Source organism: Roseibium sp. LAB1 (genome assembly GCF_054658235.1).
On sequence record NZ_BAAGIB010000007.1, the window covers coordinates 62,199 to 84,403 of the forward strand.

Annotated in this window: 21 protein-coding genes; 4 read left to right on the forward strand and 17 right to left on the reverse strand. The window is 58.7% G+C overall.

The annotated features are described in order from the left end of the window. Positions 1-5: 5 nt before the first annotated feature. The 3 genes from ACYQ54_RS26540 to ACYQ54_RS26550 form a co-directional block, all read right to left on the reverse strand. Positions 6-920, reverse strand: a complete 915-nt coding sequence (locus tag ACYQ54_RS26540; protein WP_460087812.1) for a carbohydrate ABC transporter permease — start codon at positions 918-920, stop codon at positions 6-8. Positions 921-1,023: 103 nt separating this feature from the next. Next, positions 1,024-2,277 carry an ABC transporter substrate-binding protein gene (locus tag ACYQ54_RS26545; protein WP_460087813.1) on the reverse strand — a complete coding sequence of 418 codons (1,254 nt, stop codon included), beginning with the start codon at positions 2,275-2,277 and terminating at the stop codon, positions 1,024-1,026. A gap of 898 nt (positions 2,278-3,175) precedes the next feature. After that, positions 3,176-3,946 carry a GntR family transcriptional regulator gene (locus ACYQ54_RS26550; RefSeq protein WP_460087816.1) on the reverse strand — a complete coding sequence of 257 codons (771 nt, stop codon included), beginning with the start codon at positions 3,944-3,946 and terminating at the stop codon, positions 3,176-3,178. A 236-nt stretch (positions 3,947-4,182) separates the two neighbouring features. Between ACYQ54_RS26550 and ACYQ54_RS26555 the strand changes: the two genes are divergently transcribed. From ACYQ54_RS26555 to ACYQ54_RS26570, 4 genes are all read left to right on the forward strand, one after another. Then, positions 4,183-5,160 (forward strand): sialic acid TRAP transporter substrate-binding protein SiaP, encoded by a 978-nt coding sequence (locus ACYQ54_RS26555; RefSeq protein WP_460087817.1) that lies wholly within the window; start codon positions 4,183-4,185, stop codon positions 5,158-5,160. Beyond that, positions 5,157-5,765 carry a TRAP transporter small permease gene (locus ACYQ54_RS26560; RefSeq protein ID WP_460087818.1) on the forward strand — a complete coding sequence of 203 codons (609 nt, stop codon included), beginning with the start codon at positions 5,157-5,159 and terminating at the stop codon, positions 5,763-5,765. Before ACYQ54_RS26555 ends, ACYQ54_RS26560 begins: the two co-directional genes overlap by 4 nt. 13 nt (positions 5,766-5,778) lie before the next feature. Next, entirely contained in the window at positions 5,779-7,056 is a 1,278-nt protein-coding gene (locus tag ACYQ54_RS26565) for a TRAP transporter large permease (protein ID WP_460087820.1), read from the forward strand. Positions 7,057-7,166: 110 nt separating this feature from the next. Next, positions 7,167-8,579, forward strand: coding sequence for a metallophosphoesterase (locus tag ACYQ54_RS26570; protein WP_460087821.1), 1,413 nt, complete (start codon positions 7,167-7,169; stop codon positions 8,577-8,579). Positions 8,580-8,678: 99 nt separating this feature from the next. On the opposite strand, the gene ACYQ54_RS26575 is transcribed toward ACYQ54_RS26570, so the two are convergent. The 14 genes from ACYQ54_RS26575 to ACYQ54_RS26640 all read right to left on the reverse strand — a co-directional run bounded on the left by ACYQ54_RS26575 (position 8,679) and on the right by ACYQ54_RS26640 (position 22,204). Then, positions 8,679-9,740: an ABC transporter ATP-binding protein gene (locus ACYQ54_RS26575; RefSeq protein ID WP_460087823.1), complete on the reverse strand. Its 1,062-nt coding sequence runs from the start codon at positions 9,738-9,740 to the stop codon at positions 8,679-8,681. A 12-nt stretch (positions 9,741-9,752) separates the two neighbouring features. After that, entirely contained in the window at positions 9,753-10,595 is an 843-nt protein-coding gene (locus ACYQ54_RS26580; protein WP_460087824.1) for a carbohydrate ABC transporter permease, read from the reverse strand. Positions 10,596-10,604: 9 nt separating this feature from the next. Then, a complete protein-coding gene (locus ACYQ54_RS26585) occupies positions 10,605-11,537 on the reverse strand; it encodes a carbohydrate ABC transporter permease (protein ID WP_460087826.1) in 933 nt (310 codons plus the stop codon). Further along, positions 11,534-12,790: an ABC transporter substrate-binding protein gene (locus tag ACYQ54_RS26590; RefSeq protein ID WP_460087829.1), complete on the reverse strand. Its 1,257-nt coding sequence runs from the start codon at positions 12,788-12,790 to the stop codon at positions 11,534-11,536. Before ACYQ54_RS26590 ends, ACYQ54_RS26585 begins: the two co-directional genes overlap by 4 nt. A 44-nt stretch (positions 12,791-12,834) precedes the next feature. Then, positions 12,835-13,998 (reverse strand): aminotransferase class I/II-fold pyridoxal phosphate-dependent enzyme, encoded by a 1,164-nt coding sequence (locus tag ACYQ54_RS26595; RefSeq protein WP_460087831.1) that lies wholly within the window; start codon positions 13,996-13,998, stop codon positions 12,835-12,837. Then, the gene (locus ACYQ54_RS26600; protein ID WP_460087834.1) at positions 13,991-14,719 is read right to left on the reverse strand and encodes a FadR/GntR family transcriptional regulator; all 729 of its coding nucleotides are present in this window, start codon (positions 14,717-14,719) and stop codon (positions 13,991-13,993) included. Before ACYQ54_RS26600 ends, ACYQ54_RS26595 begins: the two co-directional genes overlap by 8 nt. 304 nt (positions 14,720-15,023) lie before the next feature. Continuing rightward, positions 15,024-15,419: a RidA family protein gene (locus ACYQ54_RS26605; protein ID WP_460087836.1), complete on the reverse strand. Its 396-nt coding sequence runs from the start codon at positions 15,417-15,419 to the stop codon at positions 15,024-15,026. Between the two features lie 101 nt (positions 15,420-15,520). Next, the gene (locus ACYQ54_RS26610) at positions 15,521-15,922 is read right to left on the reverse strand and encodes an acyl-CoA thioesterase (protein WP_460087838.1); all 402 of its coding nucleotides are present in this window, start codon (positions 15,920-15,922) and stop codon (positions 15,521-15,523) included. Between the two features lie 3 nt (positions 15,923-15,925). Further along, on the reverse strand, positions 15,926-16,615 hold the full coding sequence (locus ACYQ54_RS26615; protein WP_460087839.1) for an ABC transporter ATP-binding protein: 690 nt from the start codon (positions 16,613-16,615) through the stop codon (positions 15,926-15,928). Next, positions 16,612-17,361 (reverse strand): ABC transporter ATP-binding protein, encoded by a 750-nt coding sequence (locus ACYQ54_RS26620; protein WP_460087840.1) that lies wholly within the window; start codon positions 17,359-17,361, stop codon positions 16,612-16,614. The genes ACYQ54_RS26615 and ACYQ54_RS26620 overlap by 4 nt, the downstream gene beginning before the upstream one ends. After that, positions 17,354-18,337: a branched-chain amino acid ABC transporter permease gene (locus tag ACYQ54_RS26625; RefSeq protein ID WP_460087842.1), complete on the reverse strand. Its 984-nt coding sequence runs from the start codon at positions 18,335-18,337 to the stop codon at positions 17,354-17,356. Before ACYQ54_RS26625 ends, ACYQ54_RS26620 begins: the two co-directional genes overlap by 8 nt. Further along, the gene (locus ACYQ54_RS26630) at positions 18,334-19,254 is read right to left on the reverse strand and encodes a branched-chain amino acid ABC transporter permease (RefSeq protein ID WP_460087843.1); all 921 of its coding nucleotides are present in this window, start codon (positions 19,252-19,254) and stop codon (positions 18,334-18,336) included. Before ACYQ54_RS26630 ends, ACYQ54_RS26625 begins: the two co-directional genes overlap by 4 nt. A 57-nt stretch (positions 19,255-19,311) precedes the next feature. After that, on the reverse strand, positions 19,312-20,448 hold the full coding sequence (locus ACYQ54_RS26635; protein ID WP_460087844.1) for an ABC transporter substrate-binding protein: 1,137 nt from the start codon (positions 20,446-20,448) through the stop codon (positions 19,312-19,314). A 136-nt stretch (positions 20,449-20,584) separates the two neighbouring features. Continuing rightward, complete coding sequence (locus ACYQ54_RS26640; RefSeq protein ID WP_460087846.1) at positions 20,585-22,204, reverse strand: benzoate-CoA ligase family protein; 1,620 nt, start codon at positions 22,202-22,204, stop codon at positions 20,585-20,587. Position 22,205 lies beyond the last annotated feature (1 nt).

Sequence of the window (22,205 nt, forward strand, 5' to 3'; positions counted from 1 at the left end):
CTCCCTTACAGCTGATATCTGCGCATCCGGGTCTGGATGCCGAACAGGTAGAGACAGACGCCGATCAGGATGATCGCGAACATGGCGCTGGCAATTGCCGAACCCATGTAGGGATCGCCCAGCTGAAGCTGGAACCCGAAGAACGTGCGATACATGAATGTGCCGAGAATATCGGTTGAGAAATCCGGTCCGGCCAGCGCTCCCTGCGCCGTGTAGATCAGGTCGAAGGCATTGAAGTTGCCGACGAAGGTCAGGATCGAAATGATGCCGATTGACGGCAGGATCAGCGGCAGCTTGATTTTCCAAAAGGCAGACATGCCGGTGATGCCGTCGATCTCGCCGGCTTCCAGGATCTCTTCGGGAATGGACAGCAACGCGGCGTAGATCAGCATCATGGGTATACCCACGAACTGCCAGACAGATATGAGCGACAGAGTGGTCAGCGCATATTCTTCCTTGCCGAGCCAGGGAGCGAAGAGGGCTTTCAGTCCGACCGCATCCAGCATGGAAGGAGCGATGCCCCAGATCGGCGACAGGATCAGCTTCCAGGCGAAACCGACGATCACAAAGGAGAGGATCGTGGGAATGAAGATCGCCGAGCGATAGAAGGCCGCGAACCGCAGCCGCGGATGGCTGAGAATGGCCGCCAGTGCGATGCCGATCGGGTTCTGAACCAGCATATGAATGATGAAGAACCAGAAATTGTTCCCCAATGCGTTCCAGAACTGCTCCGACCACCGCGGATCGCCCAGAAGCGTGGTGAAATTCTGCAGCCCCACGAAAACGCGCTCCTGGTCAATCTTGCTGTAAAGGGCAAGGCGAAGCGTGTTGAAGAGGGGAAAGATCATCACGGCCGTGTAGACAAGGACCGCTGGGGCCAGAAACACGACGATATGCCAGCGGAAGCGAGGCCTGCTCATAAAAAGCTCCGGTCAAATGCCCCGGGCAGACTGAAACCTGTCCGGGAATAGAGTTCCCGGGCGATCCGAATGCCGCCCTGGGAACCGTTTTCATTTGTGCAGATTACTTCTGCGGCTCGTACCAGCTTGCAAGGCCGTCCTGCAGCTTCTTGCCGAGAGCTTCTGGCGTTTCCGTGCCCTTGATGGCGGCAGCAGATGCACCCCAGGTTTCGTTTTCCAGGTTCGGCGTGCCGCGGGACAGAATCTGGTATGTGGACCGGATGGTGCTTTCGCACTCATTGCGCCAGCTGGCGAATTCCTTCGCAAGCGGATCTTCCAGTTCAACCGGCGTCTTGGACAGCGGGAAGAAGCCCGGCAGAGCATTGCCGAAGATGGTGGCGAATTCCGGAGATGCCACCCATGCCAGGAATTCCTTGGCCTGTTCGGGATGCTCGGTCTTGGCGTTCATGCCGATGCCGATATCGGTGTGATCGGACATGTAGCACTTGTCGCCAGCGTTGCGGAGCGGCGGCTTGAAGGCACCCATTTCGAAATCGGCCTGGGTGTTGAAACCGGAGATTTCCCAGCTGCCGGCCGGATAGATCGCGGCACGGCCGAGCGTGAACAGGTTCTGGCTGTCCGGATAGGTCTGTGCCTCATAGCCATCGCCAAGGTAAGGCGCCCATTTTGCCAGCGTGGCGTAAGGAGCGACCCACTGGTCGTCGGTGAGCTTTTGCTCGCCTGCGATCAGAGCCTTGCGGCCTTCCTCGCCCTTCCAGTAGTTCGGTCCGATGTTGTTGTAGCCCATCGTGGCCGCTTCCCACTGGTCATTGGTGCCCATGGCCATCGGGATGTAGGTGCCGTCTTCCTTGATCTTGTCGAGAGCTGCGAAGAACTCTTCCTCGGTCGTCGGAACTTCGATACCCAGTTCGTTGAACGCGTCCTTGTTGTAGATGAAACCGTGGATCACGGCAGCCATCGGAACACAGAAGCTGGCCGAACCGTCGTCCGTCTGCCAGGCAGCCTTGGCAACGTCGGAGAAGTTGTTCATGGCATCCATGTCGGACAGGTCCACCAGGTGGCCGGCGTCATAGAGTGCCAGGGAAGCGTCGAACGGGCGGCAGGTGATCAGGTCGCCCGCGGAGCCGGCATCGAGCTTGGAATTCAGAACGGCATTGTATTCCGTCGGTGCGGAAGGGGTGAATTTCAACTTGATGCCGGGATGGGAGGCTTCAAAAGCCGGAATGATCTTTTCCTGCCACAGAGCCAGATCGTCGTTGCGCCAGCTTTCGATCGTCAGCGTGACGTCTTCGGCGTAGGCTGCGGATGTAAAGAGCGCAGTGCTGGCCATCGCCAGAGCGAGAATATTGCGTTTCATAAGACACCTCCGAAAAGTTCCATCCATTGCTGGACGTTCAAAATTGTTCGCTCACGGCGTTGGATCCCGTCCCGCTTCCCGGCCCGGCCTGCCCTAATGGGACCTGCCGTTGCCATTCGCGTTTTTGTTTTACCGCCAGATGCAGAACAACATGCGCCGGAGAGCATCAGCTCTCCTGCTCGTTTCATATAATACCTATTTGATACCACTTGTCGACCTATTAGTTTGAAATCGTGAAAATCATTTTTCGCAGGTCGAATCGCCCCCTCAAGTGGTTTATTGGTATTATATTGGAGTTGTTTTTGCGTGTTTTCAGGCTCAGAGGTATTACTTCGCCGCGTCCCGCAACCGCTGAAACGCGGCGGTATTCGGTCTGTCCGGTATTGCCTTGTAAATAACTGGCATTAGAAGGCGTGGAACAAATACTTTAGCCTTCTCGTAAGCTGAGCCACTCAACGCCTGTACCGCCTATCGACGGGAACGGCCTTACCTGAGCAACACATCACCTACTCAGGGTAAGATACTGACCTAAAACTGTATTTTCACTTTTCCCGTGACAACAACATCGAAGACCGGACCAGAGTACCGATTAAATTGCGACCACCGTCACCGTGGACAGATCACACCTGAAAACGAAGCTACAGATGCAGTCCGCCCCCCCCCCCCTGTGGTCTTGAGCGCATCACCCAGAAAAACGTGCTGAAGGCGCTCATGGACTATTGCACCTGACAAAGTCATCTCTTGCCAGCTGCCCTGCCTTCCTGCTCCTGCCGACCTGTCATGGGTGGGCAAAGCTACTGAAAGCGAGCGGAATCAATTCCGGTGAAACGTCACCTCAGCCGAAACATTCGGCATCCGGATAAATGATCCCGATAAGCCGGGGCGCACCCGGAGGTGATCATCCCCTGTCGAACAGGAAATAGTCCGGCCACAGATCCTGAAACGTGCCGATGTCGATTTGCAGCTTGTTGAGATGACTGTTCATATTGGCAACGGCGGCATCTGCGTCGCCATTTTCCATTGCTTCCAGAACAGCAGCGTGTTCGCTGACGATAAGCTCCATTCGGCCTTCTTGCGGCAACGTCAGCCTGCGGTAACGTTCCACCTGAAGCCTGATTTTCTCAATCATGTTCCAGATCCCCGGATAGCCGCTCGCAGCGGCAATACCGGAATGAAAGGCGTTATCCGCTTCGTGGAAGGCCTGTTCGTCGCCGTTGTCAGCAAGTTCCTGCTCGTGCTGGACAATCGCCCTCAGGCCCATCAACTGGCTCTTGCTCGCCTTCATCGTGGCCTCGCGAACGCAGACTTCCTCCAGCGCCTTCCTGGCAACGATAGCCTCATGCAATTCCGAGACGGGAATCCTGGCAACGAAAGTGCCGGATTTGGGGAAGACGTCGACCAGGTTTTCTTCCGCCAGCCGCAGGATCGCCTCGCGAATCGGAGTTCGGCTGATACCGTATTTTTCGGTCAGGTCCTTTTCCGCCAGCGGTGAACCGGGTGGCAGCGTAACGTTGATAATCGCGGTGCGCAGGTCCTGATAGACGATTTCGGAATTGCGGGCTGCCCGCTTGACAGCCCCCGTCACAGTGCCGCGCGGCGGTGCATTTTTCGCCCTCGGCTTACGCGTCTTGCCTCCCGCAGAAGGCGTTTCATCCAGTGTTACGGCCATCGTATTACCAGAAACCGTGTGGTTCGCGCATGCAGGCGCGCTGCACTTATCTGCTTCGAATCTCTACGGTTTCGCCCCTTCTTCTTCGGTTTACTAGCAATCCTGCAAAGGGATGACCAGCCGAATTCGGTTGCATTCTTACTATACGTCATATACGTAAAATAACTTGTATACCAGTTATACAAGATAGGCCGATGGAGTGGAGGAGCTCGACACCGGCCGACGGGAGGACAGACATGATTGGAAGAACGATGAAGCGCGGCCTTCTGGCCGCCGCGATGACATTTGCCTTGGCCGGACAATCCTGGGCGGCGGACCTGAAATGGGCGCATGTCTACGAGGAAGGGTCCAGCTACCATAAGTGGGCGCTGTGGGCAGCAGACCAGATCAAGGAAAAGACGGACGGCCGAGTGACCATTTCGGTCTATCCGGCATCGTCTCTCGGCAAGGAAGCCGAAATCAACGAGGGCCTGACTATCGGGTCCGTCGACATGATCTATACCGGTCCCAACTTCGCCGAACGTGATTATGGCCCGATCGCCATTTCCGATTACCCTTTCATGCTGAAAAACTACGATCACTGGAAAGCCTACCGGGACAGTGATCTCTTCAGTGACCTGTCCGACGGTTACAAGGAAGCAACCGGCCACACGGTGATGGCGATCACCTGGTACGGCTATCGCCATGTGACCTCGAAATTCCCGATTACCAAGCCGGAGGACATGAAGGGCCTGAAGATCCGCGTACCGGATTCACCACTGATGGTTCTGTTCCCCAATGCCGTCGGTGCCAATCCGACGCCGATCGCTTTTTCCGAGGTCTATCTGGCCTTGCAACAGGGTGTTGTCGACGCCCAGGAGAACCCGCTGCCGACAATCAAGTTCAAGAAGTTCTACGAGGTCCAGTCGAACATCAATCTGACCGGCCATATCGGCAATTCGCTGATCATTGTCGTGTCTGAAAACGCGATGGGCCAAATTGGCGACGACGCAGCCATCGTGGACGCTGTCCTGAAGGATGCCGCCGCGCAGAATGCGGACGAGATCTATCAGTCGGAACAAGACCTCGTGCAGTGGTTCGTTGATCAGGGCATCCAGATCAACGAAGTCGACAAGGCCGCATTCCAGGCTGCTGTCGAACCGATCCTCACAGATGAATCCAAGGTGCCCTACACCCAGGAACACTACGAGCGAATGCAGGCTCTCGCTCAATGACACAAAGCGACGATGCCGTGGCAGAACGACCCGAACCGGCCACCGCACAAACGGAGCAAGGGCGCGCGGACAGCGCGCCCGAGCTGCTCCATTTTGACGAGACCGAAACCGACCTCAGCGCGCTGAAATGGATCGATGCCCCCGGCATCCTGGTCTTCTGGATCCTTGCCGTGGTCGTTTTCCTGCAGTTCTTCACCCGCTACGTGCTGAACGACTCCCTTGCCTGGACCGAAGAGGTGGCCCGCTACCTTTTGATTCTGGTCTGTTTTCTGGGGTCGATCACCGCCACACGGCGGGGCGCTCACATCACGCTGGAATTCCTGATGCGCATGGTGCCTCCGCGCCTCGCAAAAGGGCTGACCGTGTTGTCCCAGACGATCACGCTCGGCTTTTTCGCGTCGATGACCTGGATCGGTATCGGGCTGACCCAGAAAACCCGGCAGAAGATGATATCCCTGCCAATCCCGAAGGCCTGGATTTACACGATTTGCGTCATCGCACTCGGGTTGATGGCCTTTTATTCGGCCATTTGGCTGTGGCGGCGCTGTCGCCAAAGCCCTGACGAGCTCGTCCGTTCTCTGGACGACCACCTGCCCACCGATTGAAGAGTTTCCGCTAATGGCCGTCCTGTTCATGATGCTGCTCCTGTTTGCCCTGATGATTGTCGGGGTGCCGGTTGCAGCAGCTCTTGCCCTTGCCTCGCTGGCCTTCGTGCTTGTGGAAGGCCTGCCGCCCATGATCGTGCTGGCAAACATGGTCAACGGCATCAATTCCTTTCCATTGATTGCGGTTCCTTTCTTCATTCTGGCCGGCAACCTGATGAACTCGGCCGGCATCACGACCCGCATCTTCGCCTTCGCCCGCGCGGCGGTCGGCTGGATGCACGGCGGACTGGGTCATGTGAATGTCGGTGCGAGTGTCATCTTTGCAGGCATGTCCGGAGCGGCAGTGGCGGACGCAGGAGGTCTCGGCAATATCGAGATCAAGGCCATGCGCGAAAGCGGTTACGACACGGACTTTGCGGTCGGGATTACCGCCGCATCGTCCACCATCGGGCCGATCATTCCCCCGTCCCTGCCTCTGGTGATCTATGGTGTCATCGCGGACGCCTCCATCGGCCAGCTTTTCATGGCCGGCATCGTTCCCGGTCTGATGATGGCGCTGTCTCTGATGGCAATGGTCGCCTGGTATTCCCGGCGGCGGAATTACCCGCGCGATCTCAATTTCCGCTTTTCGCGGCTTGGCCAGACCTTTCTCGACGCCCTGCTTCCACTCATGACACCAACGATCATCATCGGCGGCATCATGTTCGGTATTTTCACTCCGACGGAAGCGGCGATCGCTGCCGTCGCCTGGTGCATTTTTCTGGGTGTCGGCGTCTATCGGACGCTGAATTTCAGAAAGATCCTCAAGGTTTCATTCGAGACGGTGGAGACGACCGCAGCCATCATGCTGATCGTGGCCGCTTCCACGATTTTCGCCTGGATCCTGACTGCCAACCAGACCGCACGCCACTTTTCCGAGCTGATGGTGGCATTGACGGACAACAAGGTCATTCTGCTCCTGATCATCACGCTGATCGTGCTGGTAATCGGCCTGTTCATGGAAACTATTGCCGCTATCACCATTCTGACGCCGGTGCTGCTTCCGGTGGCTGTCGGCCTGGGTATCGATCCGGTCCATTTCGGGATCATCATGATCCTGAACCTGATGATCGGCCTTCTGACGCCGCCTGTCGGCATGGTGCTTTACGTGCTTTCAAAAGTGGCGCAGGTGCCTTTCGAGCGATGCGTGACGGCAACGGCTCCCTTCCTCATCCCGCTGATCACGGTGCTGCTGCTGCTGACCTTCGTTCCGGCCTTTTCGATGTGGCTGCCGACACTGGTCTATCGGTAGGTGCAAATCGGCTCAATTTTCGGAAGTGCGGTTCACATCCATTTACCGTTGCCGTGTTTGACTGTGCCAATATTCCGCAAGGGAATTTTTGGCACAGCTAGGGGGCCGGAATGTTCGACAGGTTGGCTTTTTCTTTTGCGGCATTTGCAGCCGTCACTTTGACGCTCGACGGCGTTCGCGCCCAGTCCACGGAACCGGTGTTCTACCCGGGAACGAACGAGGGTTTGTTTCTGATCGTCACCGACATCCACTTCGACCCGTTCAGTGATCCGGCCCTCGTGCCGGCGCTGGACAAGAGCCCAGTCTCCGGGTGGACAGAAATTTTCAAGGAGGCTGCCAAAAGCATCAAGAGTTACGGCAATGATGCCACCTACTCGCTGATGATCTCCGCCCTGGATGCGGCGGCAACCCAAGGCATGACCTACGACTACGTGCTTTATACCGGCGACTACCTGAGCCACCACTTCAATGACACCTACCAGAAGACAGCGGGCGACAATCCGCAGGGCGTAACCTCGTTTGCCATCAAGACCACACAATATGTTTCCCAGCTTCTGGGCGATACGTTCGGCGGCATCCCGGTCTATGGCGTTCTGGGCAACGAAGATTCAGCCTGCGGTGACTACCAGCTCGCTCCCGACAGTGCATTTCTTGAAGGTGTCGGCGAGCAGTGGGCAAAGCTGAGCCGTCAACCCGACGGATTCCAGGCGTTCAAGCACGACGGTTTCTACAAGGTTACCCATCCGACGGTTCCGGATCAGGACATCATCGCTCTCAGCAATGTTTACTGGGCCAGGCATTATTCGGACGCCTGCAATACCAAAGAAAGCGACCCGGGCAAGGACGTGATGACCTGGCTGGATGACCAGCTTGCAGAGACACAACAGGCGGGCCGCAAGGCGCAGCTCCTGATGCATGTGCCACTAGGCGCCGATGCCCGCGATACGGCTCGCCATGCGGACAAGGATACGTGTGACGCCAGCATCCACCTCTTCTGGAAAGAGCACTATCTGAAAGACTTTCTGGCGTTGATGACCAAATATGCCGGTATCATCGACTACACGTTTTCCGGCCACACCCATATGGACGGGTTCACCGTTATCAATGATGGCTCGGGCGCACCGTTGATTGCGAACCAGATAACGGCTTCGGTCAGCCCCATCTTCGGCAACAACCCGGCCTTTGCGGTCTTTCTCTATGACAAGACCAACGGAACGGTGAAGGACTCGGCGACCTTCTATCTGACAAATCTGGAAGCTGCGTCGGCAGGCGCGAAGCCGGACTGGCAGCTCGAATACGACTATCGCTCCACATATGCGGTTCAGGACCTGTCGGCCGCAAGCCGCGCTTCACTGGCCAAGACGCTTCAGAACGACGAACCGCTGCGTCAGCGGTTCAGCGATCTCTATGCGGTGCAGTCAGCGAACCCGGAAATCGATCCCGTCAATTGGCAGGCTTACGGCTGCGCGCTCGACGCCACCAGCCGGGATGCTTACAAAGCCTGCTACTGCGGTGGAAACTGACCGCGCACAGCGTAGTACAGGCCGTGAAGTCGCAAGAGCAAACCCAAGGTCTTGCCGTGGAACGCCCCCTTTGAGATTGCCCCGTTCAGGTGGCCAGACTCAGGCGGCCAGGCGTCGGCCATCCGCATCGAACAGATGGGTCTTGTCCAGATCGAGTGCAATCCCAACCGGATCGCCGGATTTCAGAGCAAAGTGTCCATGTTCACGCACGAGCACCTGGCCGATGCCGGGCACATTGGCGTGAATGTTGGTGTCGGAGCCCAGGTGTTCGACCAGTTCGGCCGTTCCTGAGATGTGCGCGGCTTCCGGGGCGACGATGTTGAGATGTTCCGGACGGACACCCAACTCCCTTGCACCTGCCTGTCCATTGGTCAGGCCGAGGACGAGGCTCGCACCGTTCTTCAGCGAGACCCCACCTTCTTTCGGTTCGATGTCGAGGATGTTCATGGTGGGTGATCCAATGAACTGGGCAACGAACTTGTTGGCCGGAGTGTCGTAGAGGTCCAGCGGTGTGCCAACCTGCTGGATATCGCCGGCATTCAGCACCACGATCCGGTCCGCCAGCGTCAGGGCTTCCACCTGGTCGTGGGTCACATAGATCATTGTCGCCTTCAGCCGCTGGTGCAGCCTCGCGATCTCCAGGCGCATCTCGACACGCAGCGCGGCATCCAGATTGGACAATGGTTCGTCAAACAGGAATGCGCTCGGATCGCGCACGATGGCCCGGCCCATGGCAACACGCTGGCGCTGCCCGCCCGAAAGCTGTTTCGGCAGCCGCGCCGTCAGATTGCCGAGGCCAAGCGTCCTGGCAGCTTCCTGCACCTTGCTTACCCGCTCTTCATTGGCGGCTTTGCGGATTTCCAGCGAGAAGCCCATGTTCCGGGCAACATCCATATGCGGATAAAGCGCATAGGACTGGAAGACCATCGCCATGTCGCGGTCACGGGGCGGCACTTCGTTCATGCGTTTGCCATCCACGGTGAAATCGCCACCGGAAATCGGCTCCAGCCCCGCAATCATCCGCAGCAAGGTGGACTTGCCGCAGCCGGACGGGCCAACCAGCACGATGAATTCGCCATCGTCGATGGTGAGGTTGATGTCGCGCATCACCTCGACGGAGCCATAGGCCTTGGCGATGTTTCTGAGTTCGATACGAGCCATGGTCTGGGTCTCCTACCCCTTGACAGCGCCAGAGGTGAGCCCCTGGACCAGATAACGCTGGATGAAGATGAAGAACAGGCAGGACGGCACGAGTGCGAGCACGCCGGCGGCCATCATCTGCCCCCAGTCGACAGAGAATTTCGAAACGAAAGTCAACAGCCCGACCGGGAAGGTCATGGTGTCGTTGGAGTTGATCAGCATGAGCGCGAAGAGCAGCTCGCTCCAGGCCGCGGTAAAGACGAAGCCAAGCGTCGCCCCCAAGCCCGGCAGTGTCAGCGGCAGGATGATCTTGCGGAGCGCTTCGAAACGGGTGCAGCCATCGATCATGCCCGCTTCTTCCAGATCCTTCGGAATGCCGTCGAAGAAGGACTGCATCAGGAAGGTGGCGAAGGGAATATTGAAGGCCGTGTAAACGATGATCAGGCTGGTGAGAGAGTTCAGCAGGCCGACCGCGGCGACGATCTTGTAGATCGGCGCAATGATCATCAGGAGCGGAAACATCTGGGTGATCAGCATCAGCGCGATGATCAGCCGTTTGCCGCGAAAATCGAACCGCGAGAAGGCATAACCGGCAGCGGCCGCAACGGCCGTGGTGATCGCCGCTGTACCGATGGAGACGATGACGCTGTTCTTGAAATAGGACAGGAAGTCCGTCGCGATCAGAACGGTCTCGAAATTCTCGAAGGTGAACTCACTCGGAAAGAGCGCCGTTCCTTCCGTGAAGATCAGCTTGTCCGGCGTAACCGCAATCTTGGCGAGCCAGTAGAGCGGGAAAAGCGCAAAGGCGACGTAGAGCCCTAGTGCCAGATATTTGCCGGTGACCGCCAGGGGCGAGCTTTTGCGAAGGGCACTCATGGAAGCACCTCAGATCTTGACCAGTTTCCGGCGCAGCACCAGAAGGATTGCGGCATAGATCAGCAGCAGACCCAGGAGCGCGACCGCGATTGCGGAGGCATAACCGAAATCGAGTTTCCGGAAGGCGGTGGTGAAAATGTAGGTCGACAGGATCTGCGTCGAATTTGCAGGTCCGCCGCCGGTCATGACGAAGATGAGATCGGCGAAGTTCGCGATCCAGATCGTCCTCAGCATGACGGTGATTGCGATCATCGGTGCCAGGAACGGCAGCGTGATCTTGGTGAAGGTCTGCCAGGCAGTTGCTCCATCGATTTCCGCAGCCTCGTAAAGCTCTCCCGGAATGGATTGCAGCGCCGCCAGCAACGTGATGGCGAAGAACGGAATGCCGAACCAGACATTGGCGGTCACTGGCCCCCACATGGCGAGGTTCTTGTCACCCAGGATGTTGAAAGGTTCCGACAGGATCCCGAGCGCGGCCAGCCAATGCGGCAGTGGTCCGATGGTCGGGTTGAAGAGCCAGGCCCAGGTGAGCGCCGACAGGAACGTCGGGACGGCCCAGGGCAGGAACACCAGTGCCTGAACGATACGTTTGCCGTGGAACTGGGTATTCAGAAGCAACGCGAGGCCAAGGCCCAGGAAAAACTGGAAGAAAATCGACCCGAGCGTCCACCAGAAGGTGTTTGTGAGCGCCAGCCAGAATTTCCGGTCCGACCACAACGCCTCGAAGTTGGCAAAGCCGACCCAGCCCGACTGAAACGGACGCAGCAGGTTGACGGACTGGAAGGCATAGGAAACGCCGATCACCAGCGGCACCAGCATCACCAGGGCAATCAGCACGATTGCCGGGGTCAGGTAGAGATAGGGCTCTACCATGTAACGGAAGTAGAAGGTGGGCCGAGCCCGGGATTTCTTCCCGGGCTCGGCGGTGTCGATTGTGGTCATTGAGCGGCTTTCCAGCGGGCATATTCTTCGGTCAGGAACTCGGCCCATTTGTCGGCCACTTCCTGAGCGGTGATTTCACCCAGGAGCGCTTCCTGGCTGGATTCCAGTGCGATGGAATCCGCGAAATAACCGAACTGCTCCAGATAGGTTGGCATGACCGTCGGGACGTACTGGTCGCCGTTCAGGGTGTCGAACCAGCCCTTGAACTGCTCGGTCTTGAAGTACGGATCCTGTTCGGCACCTTCATGGATCGGAATAACGCCAACGCGCTTGGCCCATTCCTTGTTGGTGTCCGGACTGGAGAGATGCGCAATCAGCTTCCACGAAAGGTCTTCGTTGCTGGTCGTGTCGAACATCGCCCAACCGGCGAAACCAATGGTCGGGAAGGCCTTGCCTGCCGGACCGACTGGCATCGGCACCACTGCGAAGTCTTCCGGTGCCATACGCTCGGCAACGGCGATAAGCGCATCCGGATCCTGGTCGAGGAAAGCGCAGGTTCCAGAATAGAAGCCGGCCACGATCTCGTTAAAGCCCCAGCTGACGGAGTCCTTCGGGGCGTAGCCCTTCTGGTACATGTCGATCAGGAACTGAATGCCTTCGACGGAGCCCGGCTGGTTGAGCGTGCTCTTGCCGTCCTCGTCGAAGAAGGTGTTGTCTCCGTTCATGGTGGCGGCCATCATGATCCAGCCGTTGAGCCCACCAGGTCCGCCACGCAGACAATATCCGTATTTTCCGTCCAGTTCGGACACGGCCTTCGCAGCGTCCATGAACTCCGCCATGGTGCTCGGCGGGTTTTCGACACCGGCTTCGGCCAGCAGTTTCTTGTTGTAGAACATGGCGCGCAGATAGAAGCCGTAAGGGATCATCCGGGCGGTCTTGCCGTCTGTCTGACGGCCCATGTCCAGTGCCTTCTGGGTCAGCGTGCCGCCATATTCCCAGCCTGCGATCTTGTCGTTCAGATCGACCAGCCTGTCCTTGTAGATGCCAGCCCAGCGGTCCGGCATTTCAACGACATCCGGAATATCGCCACCGGCTACCATGGTTGCCAGTTTTTCAAAGGCCTGGCCCCAGGGCAGCGACACGATTTCAACTTCCGTGCCCGGGTTCGCAGCTTCGAAGGCGTCCACTTGCTTCTGCAGCACTTCCGTGCGCTCCGGGCTGGTGATCACTTCCACCAGCTTCAGGGTTTCCGCGCTCGCTGCCGAGCCAGCCAGAAACGCCAACGCGCTAATTGCTCCTATCAGTCCCCTCATGGTTCAACTCCGCTTCTTTCAGGTTTGGTTTGAATTGCGCCGTCTTATGTCCGGGCGCTTTTGCTCAGGGCCGTTTCGAAATCGGCCCAAAGATCGTTGGGGTCTTCCAACCCGAGGCTGAGGCGTACGATCCGGTCGGAGACGCCAAAGCGTTGCATTGAATTCTGTTCACCCGCCTGATTGAGCCCGATCCGTGTCGGCAGGATCAGGCTTTCGAAGCCGCCCCAGCTGACGCCAAGACGGAACAGCTTCAGGCTGTCGGCAAGGTTCGGAATATCGACGTTGTCGTTCAGTGCGACAGACAGCAGCCCCGAACGGCCGGTCAGGCCGGGCACGATATTCGGACCGGGCGAATGCACCGCACTGACATGCGGGTGGTTCGCCAACCGATCGACAAAGAGGTTCGCGGTCGACTGATGCTGACGCATGCGAGGCCCGAGCGTGCGCAGCCCCCGCGTCAACAGGAAAGCCTCGAAGGGGGCAAGCTTGCCGCCGAGCAACGGCAGGGTCAGATCCCGGATCCTATCGATAAGGTCCTTGCTGGCCACCACCACGCCGGCAACCGTGTCGGAATGACCGGACAGATATTTGGACGCCGAATGCAGGACGATATCGATACCGAGGGTCAGCGGACGCTGAAACAGCGGCGTTGCCCAGGAGTTGTCGATAACGGTGATCGTTCCGTGTTTTTTCGCATGAGAGGCGACAAGGCCGAGATCCAGCGTCTGAAAGACAACGGAGGTCGGGCTCTCCAGATAGGCGAGTTTCACGCCCTTGAGCAGGTCAGGATCCGACTGGAACTCCTCTATGGAGTGATAGGTGACGCCAACGCCGAAGGGGCGCAGGAGACGTTCGAACAGGCGGTATGCGTCCGGATAGACATGTTCGATGCAGGCGATGCGGTCGCCCGGCTTGACGAAGGCAAGAACAGTGGAGGAGATCGCCGCCATGCCGGATGCAAAACCGACCGCTGCTTCACCCTCTTCCGCCTCAGCCATCAGGTTTTCGAAGGCAGCCACCGTCGGGTTCTGAACCCGGGTATAAAGCGGCTCGTTCGAGCGGCCCGACATGCGGTCTTCGAAGGCCTTGTAATTGTCGAAGGTGAAGAGAGACGTCTGCACGATCGGCGGCGCCACCGCCCCCCCGGTTTCGTAAGCCGCCGCCAGCAGCGTCTCGATCGAATATCCACCCGGCACAGCGTCAGCCATCGTGTTCCTCTGAAATTTTCTGGGTCTCGGCACAGACCATGTCGATGATCGTTTCGGTCAGTTCCGCGGCCTTGTTCTCGTCACCGGCGATGATCGCGTCGGCGAGCGGGCGATGCAGCGGGATCGTGTCCTGGCCAAGATGCGGCTTGCCGAACGGAGTTTCGTAAATGTCGTGAAAGGCTTTCTGGATCTGTTCAATGAATTGCCTGAACAGGGGATTGCCGGTCGCATCGTGAACAGCGTTGTGAAAGCGATGGTCGGCCGGGCGCCAGTCTTCGCCGGCTTCGAACACCGCCATCAGCTCTGCAGCACGGGCGTTGATGATGCGGCGTTGCTCGGGCGTTGCAGATCTTGTTGCGATACGCACCGATTCGATTTCGAGCGGACGCCGGACCTGCTGCATGCGCAGCAGGCTGTCGGCTTCATGTTTGATGGTGAGGGCCACGCGCAGTGTATTTTTTGAAATTTCCGCGATGAGCCTTGTGCCGGCTCCTTTGTTGCGGCTGACGACACCCATGCTTTCCCAGGTCTTGAGTGTCTCGCGAATGGTCGACCGGCCAAAGCCGAGACGGCGTGCCAGCTCCAGTTCCGGCGGCAGACGATCCCCGACCTTGAGGCCTTCCTGTTCGATGAGGCTGATCAGGGCGCGCGGTACATCCCGCGGCTCGCTCGCCACTCCAGACCCCGTTTCCGGTTTCGGCTGTTGTGCATTTTCCGGCATGGACTGATGTCGACCTTCCTTGTTTGCCAATTCACGTTACCACTTTGTCTGACATTGTAAAGACATTGTCTGACATAATTATCCGATCAAATTCATTTTCTAGTAATTGGTTGATTTTGTTATGTTTTTCGAAAATTTCAGAATGCACAAAGAAAGACTCAGCGTGGCTTCCTCGGCGTGTCACACCGGCGAGGCGATGTGCGAGCCAGGAGGAAGACGGTTCTGTTTCGCCAGTCACAAAAACAAAAAGCCCGGCACGAGGTGCCGGGCTGCTGACAGTTCAAACTGGATTGGCTGGTGAGTATCACCCCACCTGGGCGGTTGCCTCGATTTCGATCAGGGCGTCGTCTTCGATGAGACCGGCCACGACTACGACGGACATGGCCGGAAAATGCCGCCCCATGACCCGGCGATAGGCTTCGCCGACTTCCCTCTGGCGGGCGAGGTATTCGCGCTTGTCGGTGATGAACCACGTCAGACGGGCAATATCGGTCACGGCTCCGCCTGCTGCCTCGACAATGGCCACGATGTTGGCAAGCGTCTGTTCCATCTGGCCGACGAAGTCGCGGGTCTCAAAAACCTGGTCCTTGTTCCAGCCGATCTGGCCGCCGATGTGGAGCGTCTTGCCCTCCGTCAGCATGCCGTTTGCATAGCCTTTTGCCGGGGCCCAGCCGTCGGGTTGAATGCTTTTGACCGTCATTGATCCTGACTTTCCTTGTCTTCCGGATCAGCAGAAAATCAATCCGACTGGATTGAACCTCTCAAGGCTGATCGTTCCCTACCTGTTGAACCGATCGACGCTCAAGTGAGCGCCGACTGGTCCAGAAATCGTTGTTTGACCTGTTCCGGCCATGCTTCCGGTTTGCCACCGTTGTCCACGTTGACGAGAGTAAGTTCGGTCTCGAACCTTGCCTCGCCATCGCACTGCGCAGTGATTGCCATCCCGCAACTGGAACGGCCAACCCTGCTTACTTCAAGCGCCAGAACCAGATGATCGCCCAGGCGGCTCGGCGCCAGGAAACGCGTGCGAATTTCCGCGGTCGGCACGGCCCCGGTCTTGTGAATGTCCTTGAACGGCCATCCGATGACATTGTCGAAAAACGCTTCGACGCAGTCGTTCATCATTTCGAAATAGCGGGGATAGAAGACGATCCCCGCCGGATCACAATGCTTGAACAAGATGGATTGCTCGAAACGGAACATCACTCAAACCCCGATATAGCTGGCAGTAATGTCGTCGGTCAGCGCATCGATGCCGCCCGTCCAAACGGACGCGCCGCGTTCCAGGATCGTCGCCCGGTCGCAAATCTGGCGCAGTTCCTTGATCGACTTGTCGATAACGAGGATTGCGAGGCCGGTTTCCGCCTTCAGTTTGCGGATTACAGCCCAGATTTCCTGACGGATCACCGGGGCAAGACCTTCGGTCGCCTCGTCCAGGATGAGAAGCTTCGGATTGGTCATCAGAGCGCGCCCGATGGCGAGCATCTGCTGCTCCCCGCCTGAAAGCGATCCCGCCCGCTGGCCACGCCGTTCGCCAAGCCGCGGAAACATGCCGATTACCCGTTCAAAGGTCCAGTCGCCACGCCGCGCCGCGGCGATCAGGTTTTCCTGGACACTCAAGGTACCGAAGCAACGACGGCCTTCAGGCACGAGACCAAGCCCCAGCCGGGCTGCCTTGTGGCTTGGCAGACGGGCAAGGTCGTGCCCGTCGAAGGTCAGCGTGCCCTGCGCGGCCAGCATCCGGCAGATGCATTTGACCGTTGTCGACTTGCCCATGCCGTTGCGGCCGAGCAGCGCCAACACTTCGCCCTCGCCGATTTCCAGATCAACGCCAAAAAGTGCCTGGCTGGCGCCGTAAGAGGCCGTCACGTTGGACAGTGTCAGAAGACTGCTCATGCTTCGTCTCCCAGGTAAGCTTCCTTGACGGCGGCGTTGGAGCGGATTTCATCGACCGTGCCCGTGGCGATCACTTCGCCATAGACCAGAACGCTGATGCGATCGGCCAGCGAGAACACCGCGTCCATGTCATGTTCGACGAGCAGGATCGGCGCTTCATGCCGGAGCTGGTCGAGAAAACCGGTGAGCAGCTTGGAGCCTTCAGAGCCCATGCCTGCCATGGGTTCGTCCATGACAAGCGCATTGGGTTTCTGCGTCAGCGCAACAGCAACTTCCAGCTGGCGGCGCTGTCCGTGACTGAGTTCGGCCGTGCGCATGCGCGCCTGATCCAGCAAGCCTACACGGCCGAGCGCTTCCTCGGCGGTTTCACGCAAGGAGGTGTCTCTCGTCACGTTGGAGAAGAACCTCCAGGGCCGGCCGCTGGCGCCCAGTGCCCCGAGCAGAACATTCTGAAGCACTGTGTCGTCCATGGCCAGCGAGGAGATCTGGAAGGTACGCCCAAGGCCGGCACGCGCACGAGCACGTGTCGGCTGATGCGTGACGTCCCTGCCCAGCAGGCGAACCGACCCGGCATCAGGCCGCAGTGTTCCGCAAATCTGCCCGATCAGGGTGGACTTGCCGGCACCATTGGGACCGATGATCGCGTGGATCTCTCCAGGCTTCAGGTCAATGGAAATGTCACGGCTGGCTCGCAAGGCACCGAAGCTTTTGGAAATGCCGTTTGTCTGCAGGACAGCATCAGTCATGAACAGCCTCCCGTCCGCAAATCATGCCGATCACACCGCCCTTGCCGAAGAGCACGATGACCAGCAGCAACAGTCCCAGATAGATATGCCAGAAGTCGCTCAGGGCACCGAGCCAGTGTTCCAGGGCGACAAAGACTAGCGCACCGACCACAGGCCCGAACAAACGTCCGACACCCCCGATAATGATGAAGATCATGATCTCGCCGCTGGTCTGCCAGCTGAACATTGTGGGGCTGACGAAGCGGTTCAGATCGGCAAACAATGCTCCAGCCAGACCAGTGATCGCACCGGAAACAACAAAGGCAACAAGCTTGAGCCGCACCGGATCCAGGCCTGCCGTCTCAACACGCAGGGGAACCTGCCGGGCGGCATTGAGAGCAAGACCGAAGGGCGATCCGGACAAACGCCATGCAAACAGCAGTACGAGGCAGAGCAGCCCCAGGCAAAGCCCGTAGAACTGGATCGGATCCAGCGTATTGAGGCCTGGAAACCCGTTGCGGACATAGATCGACAGTCCATCCTCGCCACCATATTCCGCCCAGGAAATGGCAAAGAAGAAGAACATCTGACCGAAGGCCAGCGTGATCATGATGAAATAGACACCTGCCGTCCTGAGAGACAGGATGCCGATCACCAGTGCCGCAAGAGAGGACACAACCACGGCCACAAGCCAGATCACCGGCATCGACTTCGTGCCTTCGATCAGGAACGGCCATTCGGTGAGGGCTGTATAGTTCTGGGCGTGGTAGGCCAGAATGCCCATGGCATAGCCGCCAAGGCCGAAGAAGACCGCGTGACCGAGGCTGACTAGCCCGCCAAGGCCAAGTGCGATGTTGAGACCGACGGCAGCGATGGCAAAGACGACTGCCCGTGTCATCAAGGTAATAGTGAAAGGTTCATCCGCCGTGATTGCCCAGAAGGGGATCGCGACGAACAGCGCCAGCGTCAGCGCATTGAGATAGCGTTCCCGGATCATGCGCGTGCTCCGAACAGACCGGCAGGACGCAGGATCAGCACTGCAGCCATGAGAATATAGATTGCCATGGAGGCGAGCGAGGACCCAACCGATGTGGCCGTCGACGGATCCAGAAAGAGCTTCAGGATCTCAGGCAGGAAGATGCCGCCGAGCGTATCGGTCAGCCCCACGAGGATCGCCCCCACAAGAGCGCCCTTGATGGAGCCGATACCGCCGATGACGATGACCACGAAAGCCAGGATCAGCACCGGTTCGCCCATGCCGACCTGCACGGACTGGATGGCGCCGACCAGCGCGCCCGCCAGACCTGCCAGCGCTGCACCAAGAGCGAAGACGATGGTGTAGAGCCGGGCGATGTCGATGCCGAGGGCTGCGATCATCTCGCGGTCATTCTCCCCTGCCCTGATCTGCACGCCGAGACGCGTTCTGGAAATCAGGATCCAGAGCCCGAGCGCGACGGCAAGACCGACCGCAATCAGCGTCAGCCGGTACAGCGGATATTCAATGCCGCCAGGCAAGGTGACCGGCCCGGACAGGAAGTCAGGTACGTCCAGGAACAGTGGAAAGGAGCCGAAGATCCAGCGCGTGCCTTCGGAGAAGATCAGGATCAGCGCGAAGGTTGCCAGCACCTGGTCCAGATGGTCCTTGGCATAGAGCCGGCGGATCACCACCAGTTCGACAAGAGCGCCTGCGATGGCAGCACCGGCAAGTGCCGCCACGAGACCGAGCAGAAAGGATCCGGTGGCAGCCGCAACAGCCGCCGCACAGAAGGCCCCGATCATGTACAGCGAGCCATGGGCAAGGTTGATCAACCCCATGACACCGAAGATCAAGGTCAGTCCGGCGGCCATCAGAAACAGCATGATGCCGAATTGCAGGCCGTTCAGAACCTGCTCTATGAGCAATATCAATGACATGAGTACCCCGCCCCTTTGGCCGGCGCGGATATCCACGCCGACCTTTGGGTCAATACCTTACATGCTGCACTCGGACCAGTAGGCATCGGCGTGGCTGGTCAGCGCCTTGCCGATGATCTTGTTGGTGTAGACGTCGCCTTCCTTGATCACTTCACGGACATAGATGTCCTGGATCGGATGATGGTTGGGGCCGAACTTGAAGCCGCCACGGGTGGACGCAAAATCAGCTTCTTCCAGGGCGGCGCGGAACGCATCGGCATCCTTTACATCTGCCTTGGCCATGGCCGACAGAAGCAGGTTGGCCGTGTCGAATCCCTGAGAAGCGTAAAGCGACGGAAGACGGCCGTATTCGGCCTGGAAGCTTTCAACAAAGGCCTTGTTGGCCGGTGCGTCGATGTCCTTGCTCCACTGACTGGTGTTCTTGACACCCAGAGCTGCATCGCCAACCGCCTGCAGGATGCCCTGGTCGAAGGAGAAGGCAGGTCCGATCACCGGAACATCGACACCGGAGTCCTTGTATTGCTTCAGGAACGAGATGCCCATGCCGCCCGGAAGGAAGAAATAGACACTGTCAGCGCCGGAAGCACGGATCTGTGCGATTTCCGCTGCATAGTCCGTCTGACCGAGCTTGGTGTAGATCTCGCCAGCCATCGCCCCCTTGTACATGCGCTTGTAGCCGGTCAGCGCGTCCTTGCCTGCCGGGTAATTCGGGGCAAGCAGAAAGCTGTTTTTCATGCCTTCGAAATTCGCATAGGCACCGGCTGCTTCATGCAGGTTGTCGTTCTGCCAGGCGACGTTGAAATAGTTCGGGTGGCACCCCTTGCCGGCCAGCGCGGACGGGCCAGCGTTGGGCGACAGGTAGAACTTGCCCTGGGCGGTTGCGGACGGGACCACTGCCATGGCCAGGTTCGACCAGATGATGCCCGTCAGCACGTCGACCTTTTCGGACTGGATCATCTTGTCGGCCAACTGCACGGCAATGTCCGGCTTGCGCTGGTCATCCTCGATGATCACTTCCAGATCCTTGTTGCCGGCCTGCTTCACGGCCAGCATGAAGCCGTCGCGCACATCGATGCCAAGGCCTGCCCCACCGCCGGACAGCGTCGTGATCATACCAACCTTGACCGGTTCCGCGTTGGCGCTGGAAAGGCCCACTGCCAGGGCGGCTGCGGCCGCCAGTGTTACAAATTTCATATGCTGCTCCTCTTGGTCTTGTGACCTGCTATTCCCATTCGTTTTTTTAGTTTGGCCTGCCATGCTTCGTTGTTCCGGCACGGTCAGAAAGGGGCTTGTTGTTTTAGTGTCCCGCGTGCCCCACGCGAAGGTCTGGTCAGGCGTCCGGACGCAGCCGGAAGCGCTGGATCTTGCCGGTTTCGGTTTTTGGCAAGGCGTCGGTGAAAATGATTGATCGCGGATACTTGTACGGCGCGATCGTAGCTTTCACGTGATCTTTCAGTGTCTTGGAAAGGTCGTCCGAAGCTTCATGTCCAGCCGCCAGCACCACATGGGCCTGCACGATGGAGCCGCGTTCCTCATCCGGTGCGCCGATGACGGCGCATTCCTGAACCGCCGGATGCGCAAGCAGCGCTGCCTCCACCTCCGGCCCGGCAATGTTGTAGCCGGCGGAAATGATCATGTCGTCGTTGCGGGCGGCAAAATGCAGATGGCCGTCCTCGCTCATGGAGAAACTGTCACCGGTGATGTTCCAGCCGTCCATCACGTATTGCGCCTGGCGATCATCTGCCAGATAGCGGCATCCGGTCGGCCCGCGCACGGCAAGGCGCCCCACTTCACCGGGTGCGACATCCTTGCCGTCCTGATCAAGAATCCTGACTTCGTATCCGGACACGGGCTTGCCTGTGCAGGCGGGCTTGTGATCGTCGAACCTGTTGGAGATGAAGATATGCAGCATCTCCGTGGAACCGATCCCGTCCAGCATCGGCTTGCCGGTCTTGGCCATCCAGGCGTCATAAACCGGAGCCGGCAAGGTTTCACCGGCGGAAACCGCGGCGCGCAGAGAGGACAGGTCAGCACCTTCCTCCATGGCCTGCAGCATCACCCGGTAGGCGGTCGGTGCGGTGAAACAGACAGTCGCCTTATATTTCTCGATGATCTCGATCATGTTCGGTGGCGTCGCGCTTTCCAGAAGCGTCGCCGCAGCGCCGAACCGCAACGGGAAAATCGCCAGTCCGCCGAGGCCGAAGGTAAAGGCCAGCGGCGGCGAGCCGACAAAGACGTCGTCCGGCGTGACGCCCAGAACTTCCTTGGCATAGCCGTCGGCAATGATCAGCAGATCCCGGTGGAAGTGCATCGTCGCCTTGGGCGTTCCGGTGGAGCCGGACGTGAAGCCCAGGAGGGCGACATCGTCGCGTCCGGTCGGCACCGCGTCGTAGAGCACGGATTTTTCAAGCGCGAGCCGGTCCAGTTCCGCGTCGTGGTTCGACGTGCCATCAAACCCGACCACCTTCTTCAGGAAGGATGACGTCTTGGCGCAGGCGACCATCTCTTCCATCAGGCGTGTGTCGCAGAGTGCGAACTCGATTTCAGCCTTGTCGACAATCTTGGACAGTTCTCCTGCCCGCAGCATGGGCATCGTGTTGACGACAACGGCACCAGCCTTGGTCGCGGCCAGCCAGCAGGCAACCATGGCCGGATTGTTGGCGGAGCGGATCAGCACCCGGTTGCCCGGTTTCACTCCGAGATCCTCGGTCAGGGCATGGGCCAGACGGTTGGTCCAGTCCGCAAGCTCCTTGTAGGTGCGGCGGCGGCCGTTGCCGATCAACGCGGTGTGATCGCCAAGCCCCTGTTCAACCATCCTGTCGGTGAGTTCCACACCCGCGTTGAGACGTTCGGGATACTCAAAGCCATCCAGCAGGAAGTCAGGCCAGCTTTCCACCGGCGGCAGGTTGTCCCGGGCAAAGGTATCGACATGTGCGGAGGGACCAAGCATG